The sequence below is a fragment of the Tsukamurella hominis genome, assembly GCF_965137015.1.
GTDB lineage: Bacteria > Actinomycetota > Actinomycetes > Mycobacteriales > Mycobacteriaceae > Tsukamurella > Tsukamurella hominis.
In genome coordinates, this window is sequence record NZ_CBCRZG010000003.1 from 346,271 (window position 1) to 360,696 (window position 14,426).

At 72.3% G+C, this 14,426-nt stretch carries 14 protein-coding genes; 9 read left to right on the forward strand and 5 right to left on the reverse strand.

What is annotated here, in order from left to right; translation table 11 throughout:
• The first annotated feature begins 3 nt into the window (after positions 1–3).
• Genes ACM9LD_RS06405 through ACM9LD_RS06415 form a run of 3 tightly spaced genes read left to right on the forward strand, consistent with a single transcriptional unit; the run spans position 4 to position 3,135 of the window.
• Positions 4–2,094: an acyl-CoA dehydrogenase family protein gene (locus tag ACM9LD_RS06405; protein WP_415675901.1), complete on the forward strand. Its 2,091-nt coding sequence runs from the start codon at positions 4–6 to the stop codon at positions 2,092–2,094.
• 44 nt (positions 2,095–2,138) lie between these two features.
• Positions 2,139–2,924, forward strand: coding sequence for a 2-keto-4-pentenoate hydratase (locus ACM9LD_RS06410; RefSeq protein WP_415675902.1), 786 nt, complete (start codon positions 2,139–2,141; stop codon positions 2,922–2,924).
• A 22-nt stretch (positions 2,925–2,946) separates the two neighbouring features.
• Positions 2,947–3,135, forward strand: coding sequence for a ferredoxin (locus tag ACM9LD_RS06415; RefSeq protein ID WP_013128373.1), 189 nt, complete (start codon positions 2,947–2,949; stop codon positions 3,133–3,135).
• 165 nt (positions 3,136–3,300) lie between these two features.
• Here ACM9LD_RS06415 and dmpG read toward each other — a convergent pair whose 3' ends face one another.
• The gene (dmpG, locus tag ACM9LD_RS06420; RefSeq protein WP_415675903.1) at positions 3,301–4,350 is read right to left on the reverse strand and encodes a 4-hydroxy-2-oxovalerate aldolase; all 1,050 of its coding nucleotides are present in this window, start codon (positions 4,348–4,350) and stop codon (positions 3,301–3,303) included.
• Positions 4,347–5,255: an acetaldehyde dehydrogenase (acetylating) gene (locus ACM9LD_RS06425; RefSeq protein WP_415675904.1), complete on the reverse strand. Its 909-nt coding sequence runs from the start codon at positions 5,253–5,255 to the stop codon at positions 4,347–4,349. Before ACM9LD_RS06425 ends, dmpG begins: the two co-directional genes overlap by 4 nt.
• A 150-nt stretch (positions 5,256–5,405) precedes the next feature.
• On the opposite strand from ACM9LD_RS06425, the gene ACM9LD_RS06430 reads away from it, so the two are divergent.
• Genes ACM9LD_RS06430 through ACM9LD_RS06440 form a run of 3 tightly spaced genes read left to right on the forward strand, consistent with a single transcriptional unit; the run spans position 5,406 to position 7,977 of the window.
• Positions 5,406–6,623: a cytochrome P450 gene (locus tag ACM9LD_RS06430; RefSeq protein ID WP_415675905.1), complete on the forward strand. Its 1,218-nt coding sequence runs from the start codon at positions 5,406–5,408 to the stop codon at positions 6,621–6,623.
• 5 nt (positions 6,624–6,628) lie between these two features.
• Positions 6,629–7,201: a TetR/AcrR family transcriptional regulator gene (locus ACM9LD_RS06435; protein WP_415675906.1), complete on the forward strand. Its 573-nt coding sequence runs from the start codon at positions 6,629–6,631 to the stop codon at positions 7,199–7,201.
• A gap of 23 nt (positions 7,202–7,224) precedes the next feature.
• Positions 7,225–7,977: an IclR family transcriptional regulator gene (locus ACM9LD_RS06440; RefSeq protein WP_415675907.1), complete on the forward strand. Its 753-nt coding sequence runs from the start codon at positions 7,225–7,227 to the stop codon at positions 7,975–7,977.
• Between the two features lie 49 nt (positions 7,978–8,026).
• On the opposite strand, the gene ACM9LD_RS06445 is transcribed toward ACM9LD_RS06440, so the two are convergent.
• The 3 genes from ACM9LD_RS06445 to ACM9LD_RS06455 are packed head-to-tail and all read right to left on the reverse strand — an operon-like array spanning position 8,027 to position 10,383.
• Positions 8,027–8,716 (reverse strand): nuclear transport factor 2 family protein, encoded by a 690-nt coding sequence (locus ACM9LD_RS06445; RefSeq protein WP_415675908.1) that lies wholly within the window; start codon positions 8,714–8,716, stop codon positions 8,027–8,029.
• Complete coding sequence (locus ACM9LD_RS06450) at positions 8,717–9,490, reverse strand: glucose 1-dehydrogenase (protein ID WP_415675909.1); 774 nt, start codon at positions 9,488–9,490, stop codon at positions 8,717–8,719. It abuts the gene before it with no gap.
• 2 nt (positions 9,491–9,492) lie between these two features.
• Positions 9,493–10,383 (reverse strand): 3-oxoacyl-ACP reductase, encoded by an 891-nt coding sequence (locus ACM9LD_RS06455; protein WP_415675910.1) that lies wholly within the window; start codon positions 10,381–10,383, stop codon positions 9,493–9,495.
• 121 nt (positions 10,384–10,504) lie between these two features.
• On the opposite strand from ACM9LD_RS06455, the gene ACM9LD_RS06460 reads away from it, so the two are divergent.
• Genes ACM9LD_RS06460 through ACM9LD_RS06470 form a run of 3 tightly spaced genes read left to right on the forward strand, consistent with a single transcriptional unit; the run spans position 10,505 to position 14,426 of the window.
• On the forward strand, positions 10,505–11,686 hold the full coding sequence (locus ACM9LD_RS06460) for an acyl-CoA dehydrogenase family protein (protein WP_415675911.1): 1,182 nt from the start codon (positions 10,505–10,507) through the stop codon (positions 11,684–11,686).
• A 17-nt stretch (positions 11,687–11,703) separates the two neighbouring features.
• Positions 11,704–12,786, forward strand: a complete 1,083-nt coding sequence (locus tag ACM9LD_RS06465) for an acyl-CoA dehydrogenase family protein (protein WP_415675912.1) — start codon at positions 11,704–11,706, stop codon at positions 12,784–12,786.
• Positions 12,783–14,426, forward strand: a complete 1,644-nt coding sequence (locus ACM9LD_RS06470; protein ID WP_415675913.1) for a GMC family oxidoreductase — start codon at positions 12,783–12,785, stop codon at positions 14,424–14,426. Before ACM9LD_RS06465 ends, ACM9LD_RS06470 begins: the two co-directional genes overlap by 4 nt.

Here is a 14,426-nt window from a genome sequence, read left to right on the forward strand (position 1 = left end):
ACCGTGGCCCTCGCGATCACCGATGTCCAGACCGCCCTCGCCGAGTCGATCCGGGACTGGGCCGAGCGCGCGCACCCCGTCGACGCGGTCCGCTCCGGCGACACCGGCGCGGTCGAGAAGGCCTGGCGCGGCCTGGCGGAGATCGGCGTCTTCGGCATCACGCTGAGTGAGGACCTCGGCGGCTTCGGCGGCAGCCCGGACGACGCCGCGGCCGCCGTCGAGGCGGCGACCGCCGTCCTCGCCCCCGGCCCCGTGGCGGGTACCGTCGCCGTGGGCGTCCTGCTCGAGCGGTACCTGGGCGGGACGGACCGGCTCGCCGCGGTGCGGGCGGAACTCGCCAGCGGCGAGGCGCGGGCCGCGCTCGTCGTCGCCGGTGACGGCTCCCTCGCCCCGGACGCCACCCCGCAGTCGCACCTGCTCGTCGAGTCCCCCTCGGGCGCCTGGCACCTGCTCCCTCCGGGGCACCCCGGCGTGACGATCGAGCCGCTGCCCGGCCTGGACACCTCGCGGCCGCTCGCCCGGATCCACCTGGCGGAGGCCGACTTCGACGCTGATACCGAAGTTCCGGGGGTGACCGGCGACGACGCCCGCGCCGCGCTGGCGACCTTCGCCGCGGCCGAGGCCGCCGGCGTCGCGGCGTGGACGCTGCGCACCGCCGCCGAGTACGCGAAGGTGCGCGTGCAGTTCGGTAAGCCGATCGGCTCCTTCCAGGCGATCAAGCAGATCGTCGCCGACATGCTGTGCCGCGCCGAGCAGTCCGCGGCGCTCGCGTGGGACGCGGCCCGGTCCGTCGGGTCCGGCGCGGAGCACCACCTGGCGGCCGCGGTCGCCGCGGCCTGCGCACTCGACGCCGCCGTGGAGAACGCGAAGGACGCGATCCAGGTGCTGGGCGGCATCGGCTTCACCTTCGAGCACGACGCGCACCTGTACCTGCGGCGCGCCACCGCGCTGCGACTGCTGCTCGGCGACGCCTCCGGATGGCGCACGCGCGCCGCGGAACTCGCCCTGGCCGGCGTACGCCGCGGGCTCGACTACGAGGTGGAGGGCGACCACGGCGCGGCCGCGGCGGAGGCGGCGCGGATCGCCGCGATGACGGCGGACGAGCAGCGCCGCGCGCTCGCGGAGTCCGGTCTCCTCGTGCCGCACTGGGATCCGCCCTACGGCCGGGGCGCCGGCCCCGCGGATCAGCTCATCCTCGACGGCGCCCTGGAGGCGGCGGGCGTCGAGCGCCCGACGCTGGTGATCGGCGCGTGGGCCGCTCCCACGATCCTGGAGCACGGGACGCCCGAGCAGGCCGAGCGCTTCGTCTGGCCCACCCTGCTCGGCGAGATCACCTGGTGCCAGCTGTTCAGCGAGCCCGAGGCCGGATCCGACCTGGCCTCGCTGCGCACGAAGGCGACGCGCGCGGAGGGAGGGTGGTCGCTCACCGGCCAGAAGGTGTGGACATCGCTCGCGCACGAGGCCGACTGGGCCATCTGTCTGGCCCGCACCGACCCGGACGCGCCGAAGCACAAGGGCATCACGTACTTCCTCGTCGACATGCTCTCCGACGGCATCGACGTGCGGCCGCTCCGCGAGATCACCGGCGACGTGCGGTTCAACGAGGTCTTCCTCGAGGACGTCTTCGTGCCCGACGACTGCGTCGTGGGCGCGATCAACGGCGGCTGGCGCCTGGCCCGCACCACGCTCGCGAACGAGCGGGTCGCGATGAGCGGCTCCGGCCTCGGGGCTCGCCTCGAGGGCCTCCTCGCCGACCCCGGCCCCGATCCCGATCTGGCGGCTCTCGGCGGCCTCGTCGCCGAGGCCGCGTCGTGCACCCTGCTCGACCTGCGCGCCGTCATCGCGAGCGTCGGCGGCCAGGACCCGGGCGCGGCGTCCAGCGTGCGCAAGCTGGTCGGCGTGCAGCACCGTCAGGCGGTCGCGGAGGCCTGCCTGCGGCGCCTCGGGCCCGACGGTGCCGTCGCCGGCCCGGAGGACCCGGCCGACGCGCGGTACGAGTTCCTGCTCACCCGGTGCCTGTCGATCGCGGGCGGGACGTCACAGATCCTCCGGAACGTCGCCGCGGAGCAGCTCCTCGGGCTCCCCCGCTCCTGAGCCGTTCGCTACCGCAGGACTGAAACCTGTTCTAGTATTCGAGCATGGACGATTCCGCTGTCTCCGCCGCCGCCGACGCGCTGCTCGGCGCGTACGCCGCGTGCGCGCCGATCGACCCGATCATCGGCATGTTCCCCGACGCCACGATCACCGACGCCTACCGGATCCAGCAGGAGCAGGTGCGCCGCTGGGAGGCCTCGGGCGACGCCGTGAAAGGCCACAAGGTGGGGCTCGCCTCGCTCGCGATGCAGCGGCAGATGAACGTCTACGAGCCCGATTTCGGGCACCTCACCGCGTCGATGTTCCACCTGGAGCAGATGCCGATCGACACCTCGTCGTGGATGCAGCCGCGGATCGAACCGGAGATCGCCTTCGTCCTCGGCCGCGAGCTCCGCGGCCCCGGCGTCACGGTGGCCGACGCGATCCGCGCCGTCGACTTCGTGGTCCCGGCGCTCGAGGTGGTGGACTCGCGGATCAAGGACTGGAACATCTCCATCGTCGACACGGTCGCCGATAACGCCTCGTCCGGCGGGGTCGTCCTGGGCAGCCGCCCCACCCGCCTCACCGACGTCGACCTGCGCCCCGTCGGGTGCACGTTCCGGATCAGCGGCGAACAGGTGGGCACGGGCGCCGGCGGCGCCGTCCTCGGTTCGCCGATCAACGCGCTGGTCTGGCTCGCGAACACCGTCGGCCCGCTCGGCACCACGCTCGAGCCCGGCCACGTCGTGCTGCCCGGCTCCATGACGCGCGCCGAACCGGTGCGCGCCGGAGACATCGTCGTCGCCGACATGGGGCCGCTCGGCTCCGTAACGGCCGTCCTCGCCCCCTGACCGACCCCGAACGGAGAACATCATGAAGATCATCATCGGCGACGCCTGCACCGGCTTCGGTGTCTGCGAGGGCATCCGCCCCGACGTCTTCGAGGTCAACGACGAGGGCTTCGCCGAGGCCACCGACGAGGGCCTCACCGACGCCGACCGCGAGGACATCGAATACGCGGCCAGCCAGTGCCCCACGCAGGCCATCCGCATCGAGAACTGACTGCGCTGCCGCACCATCGACGCCTCGCTTCGCTCGACCGCGCTCCCTAGCGGGACGGCCACCTCCCCAGGTCCATGGACCTGGGGAGTGCACGCCACGCGGCGGCGCTGCACGTCCCGCTAGGGAGGGTCCGACGGTGCCGCTCCGGCACCGTCGGACCGCCTGTCAGACCTTCTGCGCCGCGGACATCTCCACCGCGATGGCGATGATCATGTCCTCCTGGCCGCCCACGTAGCCGCGGCGGCCGCACTCGTAGAGGATCTCGTACGCGGGCACGCCGTAGCGCTCCGCGGCCCGCTCCGCGTGCAGCAGGAAGCTGGAGTACACACCCGCGGCGCCCTGGACGATCGAGCTGCGGTCCATCACCGGCAGGCGCGTGATGTACGGCTTCACCACGTCCTCGGCGGCGGCCATGAGGGCGTCCTTGTCGGTGCCGGTCCGCACGCCGAGCTTCTCGAAGGCGGCGGAGAGGACCTCCGTCGGCGAATTGCCCGCGCCCGCGCCGAGGGCGAGCAGGGAACCGTCGATCTGCTTCGCGCCGGCGCGGTAGGCGAGCACCGAGTTGGCGACGCCGAAGCTGAGGTTCTGGTGGCCGTGGTAGCCCACCTGCGCATCCTCGCCCAGCTCGGCCACGAGCGCTGCGACGCGATCGCCGGCGTCCTCGAGGATCAGCGCGCCGGCCGAGTCGACGACGTAGACGCACTGACAGCCCGCGTCGGCCATGATCCGCGCCTGCTTCGCCAGCGCCTCGGGCGTGGACATGTGCGAGAGCATGAGGAAGCCGACGGTCTCGAGGCCGAGTTCCCGTGCGGCGCCGAAGTGCTGGATCGAGACGTCCGCCTCGGTGCAGTGCGTCGCGATGCGCAGCGCGCCCGCGCCGAGGTCGGCCGCCACGCGGATGTCCTCGACGGTGCCCAGGCCGGGGAGCATGAGCACGGCGATCTTCGCCTGCTGCGCCTCGTCGACCGCGGCGGCGATGAGCTTGCGCTCGTCGACCAGGGAGAAGCCGTAGTTGAAGGTGCTGCCGCCGAGGCCGTCGCCGTGGGTCACCTCGATGAGCGAGACTCCCGCGTCGTCCAGCGCGCGCACAGTGTCGCGCACGTTCTGCTCGGTGAACTGGTGCGCCATCGCGTGGCTGCCGTCGCGCAGCGACGTGTCGACGATGCGCACATCCCGGTTCGGATCGCTCCAGAGGTCGCCGTTGATGCCGGTCATGCGTTCACTCCTGCCAGGATGCGCTGCGCGAGCAGCTCGCCGGCGCGCGCGGCGGCGGCGGTCATGATGTCGAGGTTGCCCGCGTAGGTGGGCAGGTAGTCGCCGTTGCCCGCGACCTCCAGGAAGACCGCGACGCGCGCCTTGCCCTCCCAGCCGGGCCGGGGCTCGTCGTACTGCGGTGGAGCCTTGAGCGTGTAGCCCGGGACGTACGCCTGCACATCGGCCACCATCTTCTCGATCGAGGCGGTGATCGCGTCGCGATCGGCGTCGGGGTCGATGGCGCAGAACACGGTGTCACGCATGATCATCGGCGGCTCGACCGGGTTGATGATGATGATCGCCTTGCCCTTGGCGGCGCCGCCGACCTCCTCGATCGCGCGAGCGGTGGTCTCCGTGAACTCGTCGATGTTGGCGCGCGTGCCGGGTCCGGCCGAGCGCGAGGACACCGACGCGACGATCTCCGCGTAGCTCACCGGCGTCACGCGGCTGACCGCGTGCACGATCGGGAGCGTCGCCTGCCCGCCGCAGGTGATCATGTTGACGTTGGGCGCGTCCAGCTGGGACTCCAGGTTCACCACCGGGCACGCCAGCGGGCCGACGGCCGCGGGAGTGAGATCGACGGCGGCGATGCCCGCCTCCGCGTACCGGGGGGCGTTGGCGCGGTGCGCCTTCGCCGACGTCGCTTCGAAGACCAGCTGCGGCGGCTCGGGCCGGGCGAGCAGCCAGTCCACGCCCTCCGCCGAGGTCTCGAGCCCGAGCTCGGCGGCGCGCTTGAGGCCGTCCGATTCCGGGTCGACGCCCACCATGTAGCGCACGTCCACGTGCTCGCTCCGTCGCAGTTTCGCCAGCAGGTCGGTGCCGATGTTGCCGGGCCCGACGATCGCCGCAATCACTTTCTCCGTCATGCCGCCATCGTCGGCCGCGGGGCGCGGCCACGTCCACGCCCGCGTTCCGCTCAGCGGGACACCGAGGCGGTGGCTTCACCCCATTGACGATTTGCGTTGTTGGTCTTAGATTCGAGACGTTCTATTTCTTTTGTCTCATCAGGAGCTTCCATGCCCGCAGTCGCCTTCGCTCCCCGCTCCGCCGACACCTGGGCGGACCCGTTCGCCCTGTACCGCGACCTCCGCGCTGCGGGCGCGGTGCACCGGGCCGAGCCGCTGGACGGCGAGGAGCTCGAGTACTACGTCCTGCCCCGCCACGCCGATGTGTGGCGCGCGCTGCGGGAGCCCGGCGACTTCTCGTCCGCGCAGGGGCTCACGCTGCACTACGGCGAGTTGGAGAAGATCGGCCTGCAGGAGAACCCGCCCATGGTGATGCAGGATCCGCCGGTGCACACGGAGTTCCGCCGCCTCGTCGCGCGCGGCTTCACGCCGCGACAGGTCGCCGCGATCGAGCCCGATGTCCGCGCCTTCGTCGTGGAGCGGATCGAGCGCCTGCGCGCGCAGGGCGCCGGCGACATCGTGCAGGAGCTGTTCAAGCCGCTCCCGTCCATGGTCGTCGCGCACTACCTCGGCGTCCCCGCCGCGGACCGCGGGCGGTTCGACGGATGGACCGAGAGCATCGTCGCCGCGAACTCCGGCGGCGGAGACCTCGCCTCCGTGGTCGCCTCCGCCGCCGACGCCGTCGGCGAGCTCATGGCCTACTTCGCGGCGCTGATCGAGCGGCGGCGCGCCGAGCCCGAGGACGACGTGGTCTCGCACCTGGTCGCGGCCGGCGTCGGCGCGGACGGGGATCCGGCGGGCGTGGTCTCCATCCTCGGCTTCACGTTCACCATGGTCGCGGGCGGCAACGACACCACCACGGGTCTGCTCGGCGGCGCCGTCCAGCTCCTGCACCGGCACCCCGACCAGCGGCGACGCCTGATCGAGGACTCGACGCTGATCCCCGGCGCCGTCGAGGAGTTCCTCCGGCTCACCTCGCCGGTGCAGGGGCTCGGGCGTACCACCACCCGCCCGGTGGACGTCGACGGGACCACGATCCCCGCGGACCGTCGCGTGCTCCTGCTCTACGGCTCGGCGAATCGCGACGAGCGGGTCTTCGGCGCGGACGCCGACGAACTCGACGTCGCGCGGAACCCGCGCAACATCCTCACCTTCGCGCAGGGGCCGCACCACTGCCTGGGCGCCGCGGCCGCGCGCATGCAGTCGCGCGTCGCGCTCGAGGAGCTGCTGGCCCGCATCCCGGAGTTCGCCGTCGACCTCGACGGGGTGCGCTGGGCGCCCGGCGCGTACGTGCGCCGCCCGACGACGGTGCCGATCTCCGTACGATGACCGCCATGACCCCCACGACGCCGAACAGCTGGGCCGCCGCCGCCCGGTCCGGCGCGGCGGAGCGCATCCTCGACGCCGCGGCCGCACTGTTCGCCGAGCACGGCGTCGCCGCGGTGGGCATGGACGACATCGCGCGGGCCGCGGGCTGCTCGCGCGCCACGCTCTACCGGTACTTCGCCAACCGCGAGCTGCTGCGGTCCGCGTACGTGCTCCGCGAGATGTCCCGGGCCCTCGACCACCTCGCGTCGACCGCACCGCCCTCGGGATCCGCCCCGGAGCGGCTTGTCGCCGTGATCGAATCAGCGGTCGCCTACGTGCGGGACCGGCCGGAGCTGCTCGCATGGTTCTCCTCGGAGGACTTCGCCGTGGGTCCCGTCCTCGCCGAGAACGCCGGAGCGCTCGCCGCGGCGGCGTCGCGCTCCCGCGTCGCCGCGGACCTGCCCGCGCTCGGCGATCCGCAGGTCTTCGACTGGGTCGTCCGGGTCATCGTCGGGCTCCTAGGGCACCCCGGGGCGAGCGCCGCGTACGAACACGAACTCCTCGTCCGGTTCGTCGGGCCGATCGCCGACCACGGTTAGCCGAGGCCTGGCACACTGGGCGCATGTGTCCCGCTGAGCGGAACGACGGCGCCACCGTCGACCGGATCTCCGCGCTGCTCTCCGCGTACCGTCCCGGCGACGGCGGGCTCGGGGTGTCCGAGCTGGCGCGGCGCACGGACCTGCCCAAGTCGACGGTGCACCGCCTCACGGGGCACCTCGTTGCCGCGGGCCTGCTCGAGCGGTCGGGGACCGACCTGCGGCTGGGCGTGCGCCTGTTCGAGATCGGCCAGCTCGCCACGGGCCACCGCGATCTCGTCGACGCGGCGCGACCGGTGCTCGCGGATCTGCGCTCCGCGACCCGCAACACCGTCCACCTCGCGCGCCTCGAGGGCACGGAGGTCGTCTACTTCGAGGTACTGCCCGGCCCGGACGCGCCGGACCTCCCGTCGCGTGTGGGTGGCCGCATGCCGGCGCACGCCACGGGCGTGGGCAAGGCGATCCTCGCGTTCGCCGACGATGCCGTCGTCGAGGGCGTCATCGCCACGGGCCTGCCGCGGCTGAGCACCCGCACCATCACGTCCCCCGCGATCCTGCGCCGCCAGCTGCAGCGGGTCCGCGACGAGGGCGTGGCCTACGAGCGGGAGGAGTCCGGCAACGGCACCGTCTGCGTGGCCTGCCCCATCCTCGACGCCGACGGTGCTCCCGTCGCCGCGATCTCCGTGGCGGGCTGGAGCAACCGCATGCGCCCGGAGCGCGTCGGCCCCGCCGTCCGCGCCGCCGCCCTCACCCTCTCCCGTGTCACCGCCCCCAATTGAACGATGTTTTGGAGAGCATTTCCGCAGGTCGCGTTCTCCAAAACATCGTTCAATCGGGGAGGTGGAGGGTGAGTGCCGGTTCGGTGCCGGTGAGGTCGACGACGGCGAGGCCGCGGCGGTCACCGTCGTAGACGGTGGCGGTGACGGTCCGGCCCGAGGCGAGCACCTTGCCCACTTGCAGCCCTCGCACGTGCAGCAGGTCGGCGGCCCGGCGGCGGCCCCTGCCGCCGACGCCACGGATCCCGCCGAGGAAGCCGAGGGCGGCGCGCGTCCCGAGGGTGCGGAACAGCCTGGGACCGAGGAGCGCGCCCGCGGCGAGCCCACGCGGACCGGAGAGCAGCAGCGCGGCGATCATCCCCCGCAGCTCCCAGTGCGCGTACAGCCCGGTGATCGTGGCGCCCTCGGGCCCGTCGGTCACGGTGTAGCGCAGGTGCATCGGGATGTGCAGCGTGACGCCCGTGCTCATCGTCGTGTGCACCGTGAGGTCGCGGATCATGAGGCCGGTGCCCTCGCCCGGGACGATCAGGTCGTGCTCGACGTCGAAGACGATCCGGTTGGGCGCGATGAACATGTCGTAGAACCGCGCGATCGCGGCCGGATTCGTCTGCGGCGGCGGGCCCACTGGGTCGTGCACCGCGCCTTCCGGCGCGAACAGCGCTGTCCAGGCGTCCTTGTCGTGCGCGGCGACCGCGGCGGGGGACGCCTCCACCACCCGCCGGATGTCCTCGGTGCCCGGCATTTACAGCTTCAGCGCGTGCGTCGCGGTGGCGCCGCCGTCGGCCACGAATTCTGCGCCGGTGCTGTAGCTCGCCTCGTCGGACGCGACGAAGAGCACCAGCGCCGCGATCTCGTCGGCGCTGCCCTGCCGCCCGATGGGCAGGCGCTGCTTGAGCCAATCGGTGGGCGGCTCGTTGCCGCCCAGGGCGTCGGCGACCATCGCGGTGTCGATCATGCCGGGGTGCACCGAGTTGACGCGGATACCGTACTGCCCCAGCTCCATCGCGGCCGACTTGGTCATGCCGCGGATCGCGAACTTGCTGGCGGTGTATGCGGTCAGGTACGGCATGCCGCCCAGCCCCTCCACCGACGACGTGTTGACGATCGACCCGCCGCCCGCGGCCTTCATCGGCTCGACGGCGGCGCGCATGCCGAGGAAGCAGCCGAACTGGTTGATCCGGATCACGCGCTCGTAGTCGGCGAGGGCGGTCTGCTCCAGGGCCGAGAAGAAGAGCACGCCGGCGTTGTTGACCAGCACGTCGAGGCCGCCGAAGCGCTCCTGCACCTCGGCGACCGCGGCGGCCCAGTCGTCCTCGCTCGTCACGTCGAGGTGGCGGTAGACGGCCGCGTCGCCGAGCTCGGTGGCGAGGGCCTCACCCTGCTCGTCCAGCACGTCGCCGAGCAGCACCTGCGCGCCCTCCGCGACGAACCGTCGCGCGACGGCGGCGCCCTGTCCGCGTGCGGCGCCCGTGACGAGCGCCCGCTTCCCACTGAGTCTCCCGGTCGTGCTCGTCATGATCAGCCCTCCAGCTGTGCTGCGACGAACATGCGGTCGTCGCGGTCCGCGAAGTAGTCGCCGACGGCGGCGGCGAGCCCGGCGTCGTCCCACTGGCCGCCGTCGGCGTCGAAGCGTGCCTCCAGGCTCGGCGGCGCCATCAGCGCGACCATGCCGCCGTGCACGACGAAGACCTGCCCGTTGACCTTCGCGGCTTCCGGCCCGGCAAGGAACCGCACGAAGCGCGCGACGTGGTCGACGGACAGCGGGTCGACGGCACCGTCGGGCGCGTCGCCGAAGACGCCCTCCGTCATGGCGGTCCGTGCACGCGGGCAGATGGCGTTGGCGCGGACGCCGTAGCGGCCGAGGCCGCGCGCCGTGGCGATGGTGAGCGCGGCGATGCCGGCCTTCGCGGCGGCGTAGTTGGGCTGCCCGACGGAGCCGAGCAGGAACGCCTCCGAGGACGTGTTGATCACGCGGCCGTAGACCTCTCCGCCCGACGCCTTGGCCGCGTCGCGCCAGTACGCCGACGCGTTCCGGGAGAGCAGGAAGTGCCCGCGCAGGTGCACCCGGACCACCGAGTCGAACTCCTCGTCGGTCATCGAGAAGATCATCTTGTCCCGGCAGAAGCCGGCATTGTTGACCACGATGTGCAGGCCGCCCAGACCCTCGGCGGCGGCCATCAGCGCGTCGGCCGTCTCCCGGTCGCCGGAGTCGCCGAGCACGAGCTCGGCGCGGCCCCCGTTGGACCGGATCTGCGCGACGACCTCCTCGGCCGCGGGCGAGACGTCGCCCACCACGACGGCGGCGCCGCCGCGGGCGAGCGCCAACGCCTCGGCCCGGCCCAGGCCGGCCCCCGCACCGGTCACGATCGCGACCTTGCCGTCCAGGCTCTCCGTCTCTGCCCGCGTCATGTGCCACCCTTCGATGTAGGAACCTGTTCCACCGGGGAGCGCGCGCTCCCTCCTTCAAGGAAAATACTGCCGAGACCGCGGTTTCGTTCCGCTTTTCTAGAACTTGTTCTACAGTGGCGCCATGCGGATCGACTATGCGCCGGAACAGCAGGAGCTGCGGGCCGAGCTGCGCGCGTACTTCGCCCAGCTGATGACGCCCGAGCGCCGCGAGGCCCTGCTCGGGCCGGGCGGCGAGTACGGCGACGGGGAGGTGTACAAGGAGATCACCCGCACTCTCGGCAAAGACGGCTGGCTCGCCATCGGCTGGCCCGAGGAGTTCGGCGGCCAGGCCCGGCCCATGCTCGACCAGCTCATCTTCACCGACGAGGCCGCCGTCGCCGGCGTGCCCGTCCCCTTCCTCACGGTGAACACCGTGGGCCCCGCCATCATGGCGGGCGGCACCGCGGAGCAGAAGGCCGAGTTGCTGCCGGGCATCGCCGCCGGCGAGACCCACTTCTCGATCGGCTACTCCGAGCCGGAGGCGGGCACCGACCTCGCGGCGCTGCGCACGCGCGCGGTCCGCGACGGCGACGACTTCGTCATCAACGGCCAGAAGATGTGGACCTCGCTCATCGAGTACGCGGACTACATCTGGCTCGCGGCGCGGACGGATCCCGAGGCGCAGCGCCATCGCGGCGTCTCAATCCTCGTGGTGCCCACCGATGCCGAGGGCTTCTCCTGGACGAAGGTGCACACCGTCGCCGGGCCGGGCACCTCCGCCACGTACTACCAGGACGTCCGGGTCCCGGTGACCTCGGTCGTCGGCGACCTGCACGGCGGCTGGAAGCTCATCACCAACCAGCTCAACCACGAGCGCGTGGCCCTCACGTCCGCGGCGCCCCTGCTCGACTCGGAGCGGCAGGTGCGGCACTGGGCGCAGAACACCAGGCTGGCCGACGGCTCTCGCGTGATCGACGCCGAGTGGGTGCAGACCCACCTGGCCCGCGTGTACGCCCACGCCCAGTACCTCAAGCTGCGGAACTGGAAGATCGCCTGGGCCGCCGACCACAGCGAGCTCGGCCCCGCCGACGCCTCCGCCACCAAGGTCTTCGGCACCGAGTACGCCACCGAGGGGTACCGCCTATTGATGGAGGTGCTGGGCAGCGCGGGGATCATCCGCGCCAAGTCGCCGGGCACGCTGCTGCGCGGGCGGATCGAGCGGCTGCATCGCAGTTCGCTGATCCTCACGTTCGGCGGCGGCACCAACGAGATCCAGCGCGACCTGATCGCGGGTGCCGGACTGCACCTGCCCGTGAGCCGCTGAGCGAAGGAGAGGCACCCATGGACTTCACCGTTCCCGAGGCACAGACCGACCTCGCCTCGCTCACGCGCCGGATCGCCGAGGACTGGGCTGAGAAGAATCCCAAGCCCGGCGATTCGGGCCTGTCCCGCGACTTGTGGGCCGCGCTGGCCCGGTCCGGCGTCCTCGACGCCGCGCTGCCCGCGTCGGTCGGCGGCGGCGGTCTCGGCGTCACCGCCCACGCCGCGGTGCTGGCCGAGCTCGGCCGCACCGTCGCCCCCGCCCCGTACCTGGACACCGTCCTCGTCGGCGCCGAGATCCTCGCCGAGTACGGCACGCCCGAGCAGATCGAGACGTGGCTCGTCCCGGTGCTGCGGGGCGAGGACACCGTCGCCGTCGTCTTCGGCGACGACCACACCGGCTTCACGGCGACCGTCTCCCCCGACGGGTGGCGACTCAACGGCGCCCAGACCGCGGTCTCGTCGGCGGCCTTCGCCGACACCCTGCTGATCGAGGCGACCACGCCGGAGGGGCCCGCGCTGTTCCTGCTGCCCCGGGACGCCAAGGGCATCAGCATCACCCGGCAGCACGTGGTGAACGGCTCCGACGCCGCGCTCGTGGAGGCCGCGGCCGTACCGCTCCCGCGCGGGGCCCGTCTCCTCGGCGACGGCGCCCCCGCCCGGGCCCGCCGCCTCGCGACCATCGGCTGGTGCGCCCTGCAGGCCGGCATCACCGAGCGGGCACTCGAACTGACCGCCGACTACGCCCGCACCCGGGAGCAGTTCGGCAAGCAGATCGGCAGCTTCCAGGCGGTGCGGCAGCGCCTCGCCGACGCCTACATCGACGTCGAGGCCGTCCGCCTCACCGTGCTCGAGGCGGCCTGGCGCGAGTCCGAGGGACTCGACGCGACCGCCGAGATCGCCACCGCCAAGTTCTGGGCCGCCGAGGCCGGACATCGGGTGGCGCACACCACCGTCCACGTGCACGGCGGCGTCGGCATCGACACCGATCACCCCACCCATCGCTACTTCGTGGCGGCCAAGCGCGCGGAGTTCGCGCTCGGCGGCGCGACGGCCCATCTCCGCGCCCTCGGCGCGACCCTCGCCGGAAGGAACCCCGCATGATCCGCAAGCTGTACAAGACCGCGACCACCCCGCTGTCGCCGAACGAGGCCGTCGACTACGTCGTGATCGGCTCGGGCAGCGCGGGTTCCGTCGTGGCGGGCCGGCTGGCCGACACCGGCGCCACCGTCGCGCTGCTCGAGGCCGGCAAGGCCGACAACACCCGGATGACGCAGGTGCCGGGCATGATCACGATGGTGCACACGGTGCCGCAGATGAAGTCGCGAGTGGCGTGGAAGCAGTACTCCGTGCCGCAGAAGTTCGCCAACGACCGCAAGATCCCGATGACCCGCGGCAAGATCCTCGGCGGCTCCAGCTCGATCAACGGCATGCTCTTCGTGCGCGGCAACCGCGCCAACTACGACTCGTGGGCCGCCGAGGGCGCCACCGGCTGGGACTACGAGGGCGTGCTGCCCGCGTTCAAGCGCCTCGAGAACTGGGAGGACGGCGCGAACGACCTGCGCGGCACGGGCGGTCCGATCGAGGTGACCCGCCAGCGCGACCTCACCGAGGCCACGAAGTCCTACATGGACGCCCTGTCCGGCACGCTGAACACGCCGATCATCGACGACTACAACGGCCCGTCGCAGGAGGGCGTCAGCGTCTTCCAGCAGAGCGCCGCGGGCGGCACCCGCTACAGCTCCGCGCAGGGCTACCTCCGCGAGGCCCGCCCCAACCTGCGCGTGCACGTCAACGCCCACGTCAAGCGCGTCGTCATCGAGAACGGCCGCGCCACGGGCGTCGAGGTGCTCGACGGGAACTCCGTCACCACGATCCGCGCCAACCGCGAGGTCATCGTCTCCGCCGGCGTCATCGGCACCCCGCAGATCCTCATGCTCTCGGGCGTCGGTCCCGCGGCGCACCTGCGCGAGAAGGGGATCGACGTCGCCGCCGACCTGCCCGTCGGCCAGAACCTGCACGACCACCTGTTCGTCCCGATGACCTTCCTCATGAAGGACGCGGTGAACAAGGGCACCCCCGCCTACTTCGCGAAGGGCGTGGCTGCCGAGGTCCGGAAGCCCGGAACCACGTGGATGGCGCGCACCGTCTTCGACGCGGCCGCGTTCGTGCGCACGTCCTACGCCAAGGACATCCCGGACCTGCAGATCCACTGTCTGCCGTGGAACTACCCGGTGCCCAACCAGGACGCCGACAAGCTGCACATGGTCGACCCCCGCCCGGGCCTGACCATCCTGCCCACGCTGATCTACCCGCAGAGCCGCGGCGAGCTGCGGCTGAACTCCGCGAACCCGCTGGAGCAGCCGTCGATCGATCCCGGCTACCTCAGCGACCCGCAGGACACCGAGGTCCTCATGGAGGGCATCGGCATGATCCGCGAGGTGATGCAGCACCCCGCCGTGCGCGGCAAGGTCAGCGAGGAGTTCACGCCCGGCGCCTCGCTCATGGACGAGACGGCGCTGCGCCGCGAGCTGCCGAACCGCGTGCACTCGGTGTACCACCCGGTGGGCACCTGCCGGATGGGCACCGACGAACGCGCGGTCGTCGACCCCGAGCTCAAGGTCATCGGCGTCGAGGGTCTGCGCGTCGCGGACGCCTCGATCATGCCGTCGATCACGGGCGGCAACACGAACGCACCGTCGTACATGATCGGCGAGATGTGCGCGCGGTTCCTCGGCGCCTGA